10 protein-coding genes and 1 pseudogene are annotated in these 12,947 nt (G+C 61.6%); 4 read left to right on the forward strand and 7 right to left on the reverse strand.

What is annotated here, in order from left to right; translation table 11 throughout:
- Positions 1-65: 65 nt before the first annotated feature.
- The 4 genes from QB898_RS02005 to QB898_RS02020 form a co-directional block, all read right to left on the reverse strand.
- Positions 66-827: a hypothetical protein gene (locus QB898_RS02005; protein WP_279523586.1), complete on the reverse strand. Its 762-nt coding sequence runs from the start codon at positions 825-827 to the stop codon at positions 66-68.
- A 44-nt stretch (positions 828-871) separates the two neighbouring features.
- Positions 872-1,396 carry a pilin gene (locus tag QB898_RS02010; RefSeq protein WP_082203168.1) on the reverse strand — a complete coding sequence of 175 codons (525 nt, stop codon included), beginning with the start codon at positions 1,394-1,396 and terminating at the stop codon, positions 872-874.
- 78 nt (positions 1,397-1,474) lie between these two features.
- Complete coding sequence (locus QB898_RS02015; RefSeq protein WP_346429790.1) at positions 1,475-2,149, reverse strand: pilin; 675 nt, start codon at positions 2,147-2,149, stop codon at positions 1,475-1,477.
- A 150-nt stretch (positions 2,150-2,299) separates the two neighbouring features.
- Positions 2,300-4,213, reverse strand: coding sequence for an ATP-binding cassette domain-containing protein (locus tag QB898_RS02020; protein WP_279523587.1), 1,914 nt, complete (start codon positions 4,211-4,213; stop codon positions 2,300-2,302).
- 123 nt (positions 4,214-4,336) lie between these two features.
- Between QB898_RS02020 and tehB the strand changes: the two genes are divergently transcribed.
- Together tehB and QB898_RS02030 are read left to right on the forward strand one after the other, a co-directional pair.
- On the forward strand, positions 4,337-5,206 hold the full coding sequence (gene tehB / locus QB898_RS02025) for an SAM-dependent methyltransferase TehB (protein ID WP_279523588.1): 870 nt from the start codon (positions 4,337-4,339) through the stop codon (positions 5,204-5,206).
- 331 nt (positions 5,207-5,537) lie between these two features.
- Positions 5,538-6,521 carry a Ppx/GppA phosphatase family protein gene (locus QB898_RS02030; protein WP_279523589.1) on the forward strand — a complete coding sequence of 328 codons (984 nt, stop codon included), beginning with the start codon at positions 5,538-5,540 and terminating at the stop codon, positions 6,519-6,521.
- Between the two features lie 16 nt (positions 6,522-6,537).
- Here the strand turns inward: QB898_RS02030 and QB898_RS02035 are convergent.
- Positions 6,538-6,666, reverse strand: a pseudogene (locus QB898_RS02035) (IS5/IS1182 family transposase); the annotation flags it as partial.
- Between the two features lie 290 nt (positions 6,667-6,956).
- Here QB898_RS02035 and QB898_RS02040 point away from each other — a divergent pair.
- Positions 6,957-8,306, forward strand: coding sequence for an amidase (locus tag QB898_RS02040; protein ID WP_279523590.1), 1,350 nt, complete (start codon positions 6,957-6,959; stop codon positions 8,304-8,306).
- A 941-nt stretch (positions 8,307-9,247) separates the two neighbouring features.
- Positions 9,248-10,906 (forward strand): MBL fold metallo-hydrolase, encoded by a 1,659-nt coding sequence (locus tag QB898_RS02045; protein WP_279523591.1) that lies wholly within the window; start codon positions 9,248-9,250, stop codon positions 10,904-10,906.
- An 84-nt stretch (positions 10,907-10,990) separates the two neighbouring features.
- On the opposite strand, the gene queF is transcribed toward QB898_RS02045, so the two are convergent.
- Positions 10,991-11,869, reverse strand: a complete 879-nt coding sequence (queF, locus tag QB898_RS02050; protein ID WP_279523592.1) for an NADPH-dependent 7-cyano-7-deazaguanine reductase QueF — start codon at positions 11,867-11,869, stop codon at positions 10,991-10,993.
- A gap of 85 nt (positions 11,870-11,954) precedes the next feature.
- Complete coding sequence (gene yaaA / locus QB898_RS02055; protein ID WP_279523593.1) at positions 11,955-12,737, reverse strand: peroxide stress protein YaaA; 783 nt, start codon at positions 12,735-12,737, stop codon at positions 11,955-11,957.
- Positions 12,738-12,947 lie beyond the last annotated feature (210 nt).

Here is a 12,947-nt window from a genome sequence, read left to right on the forward strand (position 1 = left end):
TTTCGCATTATAACAACAAGGTGACATTCCTGCGTTTTACCAATGCATAGTCAAAATGCATTGACTTATATAAATCCGTCAATTGGCATAGAGTCCACCCATTTCCCATCTCTATCAAATACAGCAATCCAATTCATATCCCTGGAAGATGTCAATGGCAAAAAAAATAAATCCTTCTTCGGCAATTCATTGCCTGCTTTTTCTATTTTTTTCAATTTATCCTCGATTTGCGCTATAGGCTTAATATTTTTTTGTATCTCTACATTATTCCAATTCCACTTCTGCCATAACACAGGTCGCATCGAAACAGAGACACCCTGCAATGACAATTCCATGCTTTTTATAACATCCTCTGGCTTTTTTGCCACAGTCCACTCTATTTTCTTCCATGGTGGAAATTCGCAGCCAAGCTTTCCAAGTTCGCCGCCAGCACAATCTGATAAATATAATTCATTTTTTCCAACAGCAACCAAACGATCCGCCTCAAAAACAATTGCAACCGGGCGCGACTCTTCTAACACATACAGCCCATAACCTAAAGCAGTCAGTTGAATTGCTCCTATCAAGCTCAAATCCATTATCAATTCGCGCCGTGATTTATCAGGACTCGCCAACACAAGAGTAAGTAATGGACCACACACAACATCCACCCCAAGCAACAAAAAATATATTGCAGAGACCCTGAACAGAGTCGACATCACCCCTGCATACCAGAAACCAAACACAAGCCATGCAGCCCCGCCCGCAATCAGCATACAAACCGCAAAGTGCTTGATTGCCAAGCGAGCAGCAAACCTTATTCTTTGCCTAAAAATTGATTGATCCATTCTGTTTTACTTTATCGAGTATATGTATCTACTGAAGCAACACCTTACCTGCATTCAGCCGGAGCATATTTAGTTTCTATGCCATTTGCAGTAATTGCAGCCCCCATGCTTCTGGAAGTTGCTACCTGGTTAGTCGACGACGTACACGCCCAATCCACAGGTCCTGTTAATCCACTATTGATTGCCGTAGCGAAATCTTGATAACCCGCCGCACTCTTGACGAATGGATAAAAACCCAGCTTGTTGTTGACACTCGACACTCCGACGTTTGCCGTGTTGAATGAGACTGTCACCACGCCTGTCGTGGCCGCAATTTGTACGGAATCAACATATTTGGATGACGAACCCACGCCCCCTTGCTGGGCGTTCCACGAACTTGCCACAACACCTAATCCATTCACAGTTGCCACTTCACTAACCAATGTTTTGGCATGCGTGGCCAGCGCAAGGCCTTCTGCTACCCGTGCACGTATAACGTAATCCTGATATGCTGGCAGTGCAATGGCACTCAATATACTAACAATCGCCACAACAATCATTAGCTCCAGCAAAGTAAATCCATTTCTCACATGAACTCCAATTCATTAAAACAAAAAAAGAAGGACACCAAAGGTGTCCTTCTTCAAGCTACCTACAATAGCACTTCATTAACGGCATTCTGCAGGTGCATATTTGGCTGCCAGGGTACCGGCCGTAACAGGCATGGAACGAGCGGTTGCAGCAGCAGTCGTGGCAGATCCGCAAGCCCAGTCAATCGCACCACTTTCGTTGGCAGTCAGCGCCGCATCCAAGGCTGTAAACGTGCCGTTTACATTGATAGAAGGCTTCAGTACCAGCGTATTAGCCGTACCAATCGGGCCAACATTTGCCGCATTATAAGTGACGGTAATTTCTCCGTTGCCGCCAGCAATTTGAACACTTGTCACATATTTGGAAGTGGCACCGGTACCATTTTGCTGCGCATTCCAGGTGGTGGCCGCAACCGTCAAATCATTCGGCGTGGCAACTTCATTGACCATAGCCTTCGCACCAGAGGCCAACGTCAAACCTTCAGAAATACGCGTACGAACCGTGTAATCTTGATAAGCGGGCAGCGCAATGGCGGCCAGAATACCAATAATCGCCACGACGATCATCAGTTCGATGAGGGTGAAACCTTTTTGCATTGCTTTCATGATTTTCTCCTTGAGAGAGTTGTGAAATGGATCTTTGGAATTCGGGGCAGATACTGATGCGCCGCCGACGCCTTTTATCTTGCAGCCGGTGTGCCAGCGCATGCCAAGGTCGGAAGCGCTGCCGGAATGAGCGGCGAAAGTGTGCATTTGGTCACAGAAGCAGCGCTCTAGCCTTCCGGAAGTGACACTTTTTGTGCAATCAGGCTGGCAAGTTGCGGTGTCAATGTGTGTCAGATCGTGCCAACGCGAGAAAAGAGTGACGCAAATGGGTGTTTACCCGCATGCGGGGCTGACGTTTCATGCGCCCAGGGCTTCCCAGCGCTCCAGTGCGTGCAGCAGTTCTTCTTCGATGGCGCTGTCTCTGGCCTGTAGGGCAATGGCTTTGGGCAGGTCGCTTTGGTAGAGCGTGCCGTCGGCCAGCTGGGCGCGGATGGCGGCCTGCTCAGCTTCCAGTGCGTCGATGCGGGCGGGCAGGGCGTCCAGCTCGCGCTGCTCTTTGTAGCTGAGCTTGCGTTTGACGGTGGCTTGGGCGGCAGATTTGGCGGCGGTTTGGGCTGCCGCCGGGGCGGGCTGCGCGGACGGGCGGGGCGTTTTGGATGTTTTGGATGCAGGCGCGGGCGCGGCGGCTTCGGGCGCCAGCCAGGCGCGGGCGCGTTCGCTTTGCTGCTGCCAGTCGGTGATGCCGCCTTCGTATTCGCGCCATTGGCCGCCGCCTTCCCAGGCGATGGTGCTGGTGACGACGTTGTCCATGAAGGCGCGGTCGTGGCTGACGAGAAAGACGGTGCCGTCGTAGGTTTGCAGCAGCTCTTCGAGCAGCTCCAGGGTGTCGATGTCCAGATCGTTCGTCGGCTCGTCGAGCACCAGCACATTGGCGGGGCGGGCGAACAGGCGCGCCAGCAGCAGGCGGGCTTGTTCGCCGCCGGAGAGGCTGCGCACGGGCGAGGCGGCGCGCGCGGGGCTGAAAAGAAAGTCGCCCAGATAGCTTTTGACATGCTGGCGGCGCTGGCCGATTTCGATCCATTCGCTGCCCGGGCTGATGAAGTCTTCCAGCGTGGCATCCGGATTGAGCTGCGCGCGCATCTGGTCAAAGTAGGCCACTTGCAGGCTGGCGCCCTGGCGCACGCGGCCGCTGTCGGGCGCCAATTGGCCCAGGATCAGTTTGAGCAGCGTGCTTTTGCCCGCGCCGTTGGGGCCGATGAGGCCGACTTTGTCGCCGCGCAAAAGGGTGGCGCTAAAGCCTTGCACCACGGGCGGGCCGCCAAAGGCTTTGCTGACGTTGTGCAGCTCGGCCACGATTTTTCCGCTGGGCTGGCCGCTGGCCACTTCCATGCGCACGCGGCCCAGCGCCTCGCGGCGGGCGGCGCGGGCGGCGCGCAGGGCGTGCAGGCGGTTGATGCGGCCTTGCGCGCGGGTGCGGCGCGCTTCCACGCCTTTGCGCACCCAGATTTCTTCTTGCGCCAGCAGTTTGTCGGCCCGGGCGTTGAGCGTGGCTTCTTGCGCCAGCTGCTCTTCTTTTTGCGCCTGATAGGCGGCGAAGTTGCCGGGGTAGCTGCGCAGGCGGCCCCGGTCCAGCTCCACGATGCGCGTGGCCACGGCATCCAGAAAAGCGCGGTCGTGCGTGATGACAACCACGCTGCCTTTGTAGGCCAGCAGCAGCTCTTGCAGCCAGCCAATGGCGGCCAAATCCAGATGGTTGGTCGGCTCGTCCAGCAGCAGCACATCCGGCTGCGCCACCAGCGCCTGGGCCAGCGCCACGCGCTTTTGGCTGCCGCCCGAAAGCTCGGCCACGCGGCGCGCGCCGTCCAGCCCCAGCTTTTGCAGGGTTTGCTGCACGCGCTGCGGCCAGTTCCAGCCGTCTTCGGCCTCGATGCGGGTTTGCAGCTCGGCCAAATCGCCTTCGCCTTGCGTGTATTGCTCAATCAGCGCCGCCATGTGCGCCATGCCCGCGCTCACGGCGTCTTGCACGGTTTCAAAGCCTTGCAGCGCAGGCGTTTGCGGCACATAGGCCAGCCGCAGGCCCTGCTGCATTTGCAGCGCGCCGTCGTCGGGCTTTTCCAGCCCGGCCAGAATTTTCAGCAGCGAAGACTTGCCCGCCCCGTTGCGGCCAATCAGCCCCACGCGCTCGCGCTCCTGCAAGGCAAAGTCTGCGTGGTCAAGCAAAGGCAAGTGGCCAAAGGCCAGTTGGGCATCAAGCAAAGTCAGCAGGGCCATGAGTGAAAACCGCCAGCAAAAAAAGCCCTGATTGTGCCCATTTCAATTGCAAATACGGCAAAACCAGTGCGGTTATGAAGCGGCGGGTATGATGCCCGCAATCATTCACCCAAGGAAAAAACCATGAGCGCCACGCCCGATTTGATTTGCTATAAAACCATGCCCGTCTGGACGAAAAACAATATTCCGCCCAGCATATTGTCCCGCCACAATACCAAGGCAGGCACCTGGGGCAAACTGCGCGTGATAAAAGGCCGCGTGAAATTCCACGAAATGAACGAAGCCGGAGAAACCCTGGCCGAACATATTCTCACCCCGCAAAGCGAAGTATGGACCATTACCCCGCAAGCCTGGCACAAGGCCGAATTGCTGGATGACGATTCGGCTTTCCAGCTTGAATTTCACTGCGAGAAAAAAGATTATTTCAGCAAGAAATACGGCATGACGGCCACCCACTCCGCCGTGGTGGACGCCGCCCGCCGCGTGCCGCCCGGCAAGGCGCTGGACCTGGGCTGCGGGCAAGGGCGCAACGCGCTCTATCTGGGCCTGCTGGGTTTTGACGTGACCGCCAGCGACTACAACCCGGCCCCGCTGGCCGCGCTGGAAGACATGGCCGACGCGGAAAACCTGCGCGTGCAAACCTGCATTTACGACATGAATACCGCTGCGCTGGCTGAAAATTACGATTTTCTCGTGGCCACCGTGGTTTTCATGTTTCTCGATGCCGGCCGCGTGCCCGCCATTATTGAAAACATGCAGACGCACACCACGCCGGGCGGCTATAACCTGATTGTTTCGGCCATGGATACGGAAGATCACCCTTGCGTCATGCCATTTTCATTCACCTTCCGCGAAGGCGAATTGAAAAAATATTACGAAGGCTGGGAAATGGCCGAATACCGCGAAGAAATCGGCTCCATGCACGCCACCGACGCGCAAGGCAAGCCCATTCAACTCAAATTCGTGACCATGCTGGCCCGCAAGCCCGCCTGAATAGGCCGTCTCCAGCCTGCCAGGCGAGCAACCCAAACCCCAAGCCCAAGGGAAACCCAGAAATCCAAAGCTCTGGGCTTTTCCGGCACTGGCAGCTGTCGTTCAGATATCCAAAAAAAGAGAGCAAAATAACGATGCTTAAAAGTTCGGTTTGCGCACGTTCCACTAGGACCTATTGCTATGGATAGAGGAGCGAAACACCTCCGCGCTTTTCCCTCCAACGGTCCGCCACCCAACCCCACGCGGCGGCAGGCCATTCGGCCTCGCGCAGCCCGGTGCTATGCTGGCTTGGCCCCCAGACCAGAAGAACCTCAAAACAACCCACCTTCTCATGACCGACGACACAAGCCGCAGCGCCGCCCCGTCTCAAGCTCTCTGGGCGGCCGTCGATCTCGGCTCCAACAGCTTCCGCCTGGAAATCGCCCGAGAAACCGCTCCAGGCCGCTTCGAGCGCCTGCACTATCTGAAGGAAACCGTGCGTCTGGGCGGCGGGCTGGACGCCCAAGGCCAGCTTTCGCCTGAAGCCATGCAGCGCGGCTGGCAATGCCTTGAGGGCTTTGGCCAGCGCCTGAAAGAGCTGCCCCAGGCGCGCGCCCGCGCCGTGGCCACGCAAACCCTGCGTGAAGCGCGCAATGCCGCCGCCTTTTTGCAAAAGGCCGAGGAGTTGCTGGGATTGCCCATCGCCATCATCAGCGGACGCGAGGAGGCTGCCCTTATTTACCAGGGCGTAACCAGCCTGCTGCCTGAAGGCGACGAGCGCCGCGTGGTAGTGGACATCGGCGGCCGATCCACAGAAATCATCATTGGCCAGGGGCGGCAGGCGCAAGACATGGAGTCCTACCCCATCGGCAGCGTGACCTGCTCACAGCGCCACTTCGCCAGCGGTCAGTTCACCGCGCTCGCTTTTGCCGATGCCGAAGCCGATGCCAAGGCCGCGCTGGCTGAAGCCGCCACGCGCTTTGCGCGCCCCCGCTGGGATGCGGCCTACGGCGCCTCAGGCACCGTGGGCGCCGTGCTGGCGGCGCTGCGCAAGTCAGGCCGCACCAGCATGGACGACGCCATCGCCCTGAGCCAGCTGTATTGGCTGCGCCAGCGCTTGATTGATGCGGGCGACATCAACGCGCTGGATATGCCAGGCATTCGCGAAGACCGCAAGGCCATCATTGGCGGCGGGCTGTCGGTGCTCATCAGCCTGTTTGAGCTGCTGGGCATTGACACCATGCGCCGTGGCCACGGCGCGCTTCGCCACGGCCTCTTTCATGCTGCCCATGCCGCGCGTGAGCAAGAGCTGCCTGCATGGCGCCAGGCGGCCTGAGAGACTGCCCTTGAAAGGCTGAAGCGACAGTGGCCTCGTCGTCCTTGCTCAGCCTTCTCGATTGATTCAACCAGGCAAAGGTTCTCTCCACAATCCAGTGCTTGGGCAGCGCCTTAAAACCATGCCGCTTACTGCGCTTGAACACCCGCATGTTTCAGCCGAACATGCTCAGCGCTCATCCAATCAGCGCACCCGTGTAGCCGCCATCGACAAAAAGTCTTGAGGCACTCAAAGCGCGTGAAAAGCCTCACAGCAAAGCCCTGGCTCCCACCCGGTCCTGAACACCTTCTGAAAGCACCACCACAGCCAGCATGTGTCTGCGACAAATCAAGCTCGTCACGGGATACACAAGTGGGAGCAGGGGTTGATGCATGACAGGCTCCAGAGCATCATGCCGCCCTTTCCAGAGCATTCACCCGCTACGGATTCCCGCTGATGAACACCCTTCCTACTCTGGCGCGTCTGGCTTCTGATCTGGCCGAAGGCCGCGCCAGCGCCCGCTCGCTGGCCGAAGCCGCACTGGCGCGCGCCGAAGATGCCGCTGGCGAAGGCGCGCGCGCATTCACCCTGATTGACCGCCCCCGCGCGCTGGCGCTGGCCGCCGCCAGCGACGCGCTGCGCAAGGCGGGCATCGTGCGCTCGCCGCTGGAAGGGCTGCCGGTGTCGGTCAAAGACGTGTTCGACGTGGCCGGCCAGGTGACCACGGCCGGCTCGGCCGTGCTGGCCGATGCGCCGCCTGCCGCGTGCAACGCGCCCGTCATCGACCGGCTGCTGGCGGCGGGCGCGGTCATCGTGGGGCGCACCAGCATGACGGAGTTCGCCTTTTCCGGCCTGGGCCTGAACCCGCACCGGGGCACGCCGCGCAACCCCTGGGACCGGGCCACGGGCCGCATCCCCGGCGGCTCCTCCAGCGGCGCGGCTGTTTCGGTGACGGACGGCATGGCCGCGCTGGCCATCGGCACGGACACGGGCGGCTCCGTGCGCATTCCTTCGGCGCTGTGCGGGCTGACGGGCTTCAAACCCACGCAGCGGCGCGTGAGCCGGCAAGGCGTGCTGCCGCTGTCTGCCTCGCTGGACTCCGTCGGCCCGCTGGCCGCCAGCGTGCAGTGCTGCATCACGGCCGATGGCGTGCTCAGCGGCCAGACATGGCAACTTCAGCCCCGACCGCTGGCAGGCGCGCGGCTGGCCTGCCCGGCAGAAATCGCGCTGGACGACATGGACGCCCACGTGGCCGCCGCCTTTGACCGCGCGCTGGAGCGCCTGCACAGCGCGGGCGCACGCGTGACGCGCCTGCCCCTGCCCGAGTGGCGCGAGCTGGCCGCCCTGCACGCCAAAGGCACGCTCTCCAACGCCGAAGCCTGGGCCTGGCACCGCCAGCGGCTGGCGGCCCAAGGCGCGGCCTACGACCCGCGCGTTCGCGCCCGCATCGAGGCGGGCCGCCAAATGGACTGCGCCGACTACATCGACCTGCTGGCCGCCCGCCGCCGCTGGATTGCACAGGTGGAGCAGCGCCTGGCCGCTTTTGACGCCCTGCTCATGCCCACCGTGCCCATTGCCGCCCCTGCCATCGCCAGCTTGCAAACCGACGACGCAGCCTACTGGCGCGCCAACGCGCTGATGCTGCGCAACACCAGCCTTATCAACTTTCTGGACGGCTGCGCCCTGAGCCTGCCCATGCACCCGCCCGGCGAAGCGCCCGCCGCACTGATGCTGGCTGGCTGCGCCGGCACGGACGCGCGCGTGCTGGCGCTGGGGCTGGCAGTGCAGGCGCTGCTGGATTGGTGAAGGCGCTTTCAGCGGGTGCCTGTTCCCGGAACCTGTTCAAAGTCTGCCCGTGGGTGCAAACAGCACGGAGCCGGGCGCTCTTGGGCCTGGCTGTTCATCACGATTCACTCTTTTGCCTCTCACGGCCAGGCTCTGAACAGTCTCTCAAAAACAGGAGCAAATCTGATGGCTCCAAAACACCTTTCAGCGCTGTATCCATCAAGACATCATGCTATGAATAGAGAAGCAAAAAAGCTCTATTCAACGCCCGTCCGCAGGCGCGAAAAGCAGCTCCATCGGCCTGCGGCGCTGCAACCGGCCAGCCGCTTGGCCTGTCCGTCTGCGGCCTGCGCATGGCCACCCAGGCTCATTCACTCTCGCGTCCGACTTTGAACAGGTTCTCAGCCTCAGGACTTGCGCCTGACTGAAATTTGCGAAATACCTTCGCGCACGTATTGCATGTATTGCAATGAATACGCGCCATGAGACGCCTCGCAGGCATTTATTTTCACGGCGATGGCGCGCCGCAACAAATGTATCTATAATGTAAACAAGGCGAGCGCCCTGCGTTGCCTTGGCAAGGCGGGGTTTGTTTTGAAAAACCGTCAAAAAAAGGAGGCTGACGTGAATGCGCTGCGTATGCATTTTCTACCGCGATATTCAAGCGCTGCCGTGCCCTGCCCTCCCAGCAGCGCGCTGCACAGGCGTTGCCATCAAGCATGCTCTGGCGAAGCGGATTTTGTCTCCTGAATCCGTCTGCTGATGCTTTTTCTTATGATTTAACCAATCTGGCCGCAGGCTGATTTTCAAATTCAGCCGTCTTGAGTATCTTCATTGGTAAAAAAGCATTGGTTCATTGATTTTCAGAAAATAAATGAACCCTGTCCCTTCCAGGAATATGCTTGATCAGCCCAGGCGGCCATGCCGCCGCTGCCGGCTCCAATAATGGAAAAGAAGTCGTCATGCCCCGCTCCAGCCAGCTTCTGTATCCGGCCCGCCCGCCTGCCGAGCCTCAGGCTGCGGCCTGCCTGCTTTTGCTGCGCGATGGCCCGAAGGGCCTTCAAGTACTGCTCACGCAACGCTCCGCCCAGGCGCGGTTCGCGCCCGGCGCCTACGTTTTTCCGGGCGGCTGCGTGGATGCAGACGATGCCCGTCTGCCCGCTGCCACCCGCCCCCGCCAGCGGGGGCATGCGCTGACAGCCGCGCTGGCTGCCTTGCGCGAAACCTTTGAAGAAATGGGCGTGCTGCTGGCCCGCCGCCCTGACGGCCTGCCTGCCATAGCGCAAGACGTGGCCGGGCTGGAGCGCCACGCCCCGCTGGCGCCCCAATGCCAGGCGCGAGGGCTGAAACTGGCAGCGTGCGAGCTGTTTCTGCTGGCGCGCTGGATCACGGGCTGTGACTGGCCACGCCGTTATGACGTGCCCCATTTCGTGGCCCGCATGCCATCGGGGCAGCGTCCCCAGGCGGATGGACAGGAGCAGCTCAACGCCCAGTGGCTGACGGCCAGCGCCGCGCTGGCCCGGCATGCCGCAGGCCGCCTGCCGCTCATGTTTCCCACGCTGAAAACACTGGAATGGCTCCGGAGCCAGCCCAACGTGGCCGCCGTGCTGGCCGCTTGCGCAGGCGAGGCTCCTTTGTGGACGAGCTGCCCGCGCGCGGCCCGCCGGCAGGGACGGATTGCGCGCTTCATGGAACACGAGCTGCCCTTTGGCGAGCTGGCGCTGGTCTGTCCCGATGGGCAAGGCGAGCACGAAATTGGCTGGCAGCACGAAAAGCCCGTGCCCCTGCTGCGCAATGTGCGGCGGCTGACGGCGGCCAACTCCGGCTTCATGACCGGGCCGGGCACCAACAGCTACCTGGTGGGCGACGCTGCAGCAGGTTTCATCGTGATCGATCCCGGCCCGGCTGATGAGGCTCATGTGCAGCGCCTGTGGCAGGCCGCTGGCGGGCAGGTGCGCGCCATCATCTGCACTCACTCGCACCCCGACCACGCTCCTGGCGGCTGGCTGCTGCAAGCCATGTGCTCCAAGCAAGTGCCCGTGCTGGGCCTGCCCTCGTCGCCGCAGGGGCGCCCAGACAGCGCCTTCACCCCCGACCGGGCGCTGTATGACGGCAAACGCCTGCAACTGGCAGGCGAGCAAACGCACACCCTGCGCGTCATCCACACCCCCGGCCACACCGCCAACCACCTGTGCCTTGTGCTGGAGGAAGACGGCTTGCTTTTTTCAGGCGACCACATCCTGAGCGGCAGCACCACCGTTATTGACGCGCCCGATGGCGACATGACCGTTTATCTGGCCTCGCTTGACAAATTGGCCGCCGCCTGCGCCGCCTATGGCGCGAACTTCATCTTGCCGGCCCACGGCCACGTGCTGCACGAAGCGCAGCAGGCCATCGTCCGCCTCAAGGCCCACCGGCTGGCCCGCGAGGCCAAAGTGCTCGCCGCCATGCGCCAACGCCCCAGCGGCACGCTCGATGACTGGCTGCCTCTGGCCTATGCAGACGTTCCTCCCGAGGCGCATGCCGCCGCCCGCAAGTCTTTGCATGCGCACGTGCAGCGCATACGCCAGCTGGATTTGCTGCGCGAAGACGGAGCCAGCGCCTGGCGGCAGGCCGCGTAGCTGCATGGGAAGGGTTTGACGCCCAGCAGGCCCTGGCTCAATTCCTCGTGTTCCCTGCGTTCCGGCCCGTGCTTGCCGACCGGGCTACTGCCGCGCCGTGCGCGCGCTGGCAGGCGCGGCCTGCGGGTGGCTGGCGCGCCAGGGGTTGATGTCCAGCCCGCCACGGCGCGTGTAGCGGGCCTGCACCATCAGCCGCGCAGGGCGGCAGTAGCGGGTGATGTCCATGAAGATGCGCTCCACGCAGTGCTCGTGAAATTCGTTGTGCTCGCGAAAGCTCACCAGGTAGCGCAGCAGGCTGGCCTGGTCGATTTGCGGGCCGCTGTAGGCAATTTGCACGCTGCCCCAATCGGGCTGGCAGGTGACGGGGCAGTTGCTTTTGAGCAAATGGCTGGTGAGCGTCTCCTGCACGGGCTGCTCGTCAAAAGCGGCGGTGAGCAGCTCCGGCGCGGGCGGGCCGTAGCGGTCGCAGGCAATGTCCAGCCTGTCCAGGCACAGGCCCGCCAGCTCCTGCATGCGCTCGGCGCCAAAGTCTTCGGGCAGCGTCAGCCGCACGCCTGCGCCCGCCTGCATGGCGCCGCCGTGCCAGATGGCAGCGTTCACGTCGGCCAGCAGGCGCTCACGCACTTCATCCGCGCTGGCAAAGCGCGTGCCGTTGTAGCCGTTCAGGTAGAGCTTGAAAGACTTGCTTTCGATGATGTGCGTGCTCTCGCACGGCACCGTCACATGCGCCAGCGCCACCTGCGGCTTGCCGCGCGTGTTCAGCCACGAGAGTTCGTAGGCCGTCCACACATCCGCCCCCACAAAAGGCGGCTGCCCGGCCAGGCCCAGCTCCGCCCGCTTGGGCGCGCGCGGCAGCGGCTCCAGCAAGCTGGCGTCATAACGGTCAGGGTAGTGCGTGGCCTTGCCCAGCAAGGTGCCCGCCAGCGCAGCGGCGTGTTCGGTCAGGGGAGAGCGGTCTGGCATGAAAGAAAGCTCCGGTTACTCTGTTTTTGATAGCGGCATGCGCCCATTCCACGGGGACTTGCGGCCGATTAGCCATGAAATTGGACTATGAAAGCTGGCGGCGAAACACCAGCTGGCTGGCGCTGGAAGCGGCGGCATCCAACGCATAACCCTCTTCGTCAAAGCCCCGCAGGGCTTCAGGCGTGGCGGCCTGCCGTTGCACGGCCCAGCGGGCCATCAGACCACGGGCGCGCTTGGCGGCAAAACTTTCAACCCTGTACTGCCCGCCACGGTATTGCTGAAACACGCACGTCACCACGCGGGCGCGCAGCGCCTTCTGGTCCACCGCCCTGAAATACTCCTGCGAGGCCAGATTCACCACCACCGGCTCCGCCTCGCCTTCTTGCGCCAGCCGCTCGTTCAGATACTGCGCAATGCGGCTGCCCCAGAACTGGTAGAGATTGCCGCCAGCGTCCGTGGCCAGCCGCGCGCCCATCTCCAGCCGGTAGGGCTGCATCCAGTCCAGCGGCCTGAGCACGCCATACAGCCCGCTCAGAATGCACAGGCGCTCCTGCGCCCAGGCCAGCTGTTCAGCGCTGAGCGTGCGCGCCTGAAGGCCGCCGTACACGTCGCCATCAAACGCCATCACGGCCTGCCGCGAGTTGCTGGCCGTGAACACGGGCGACCATGCCTCGTACCGCGCCACATTCAGCGCCGCCAGCTTGTCAGAAAGCCCCATCAGGCTGGCCACCTGCTGCGGCGAAAGCTGCCGCAGCTTCTCAATCAACTGCGCCGCCTGCGCCGCAAACTGCGGCAGCGTGTGCGGCAGGCCGGGCGGCAACGGGGTTTGGTAGTCCAGCGCCTTGGCTGGTGAAAGAAGAAAAAGCATGGAGCGATTGTGGGGGCGCTGCCGAGCAGGGCGTCAAGTTTCGGGTTGGCGGCAAACCAGATCCACCGGTCCTGAATGCCAGTCGAAGGCACCACCACAGCCAGCAACAGCCCCATCGTGTGATGGCCAAGCGCTTGCGTCATCGCTGCCCCCTTTTGAGACGGGCTTGACCGATTGAGAGTCGAAGATGCCCACGCAGAAACTTGGCCC

It is taken from the genome of Ottowia cancrivicina, assembly GCF_029813755.1.
GTDB classification, from domain to species: Bacteria; Pseudomonadota; Gammaproteobacteria; order Burkholderiales; family Burkholderiaceae_C; genus Ottowia; species Ottowia massiliensis.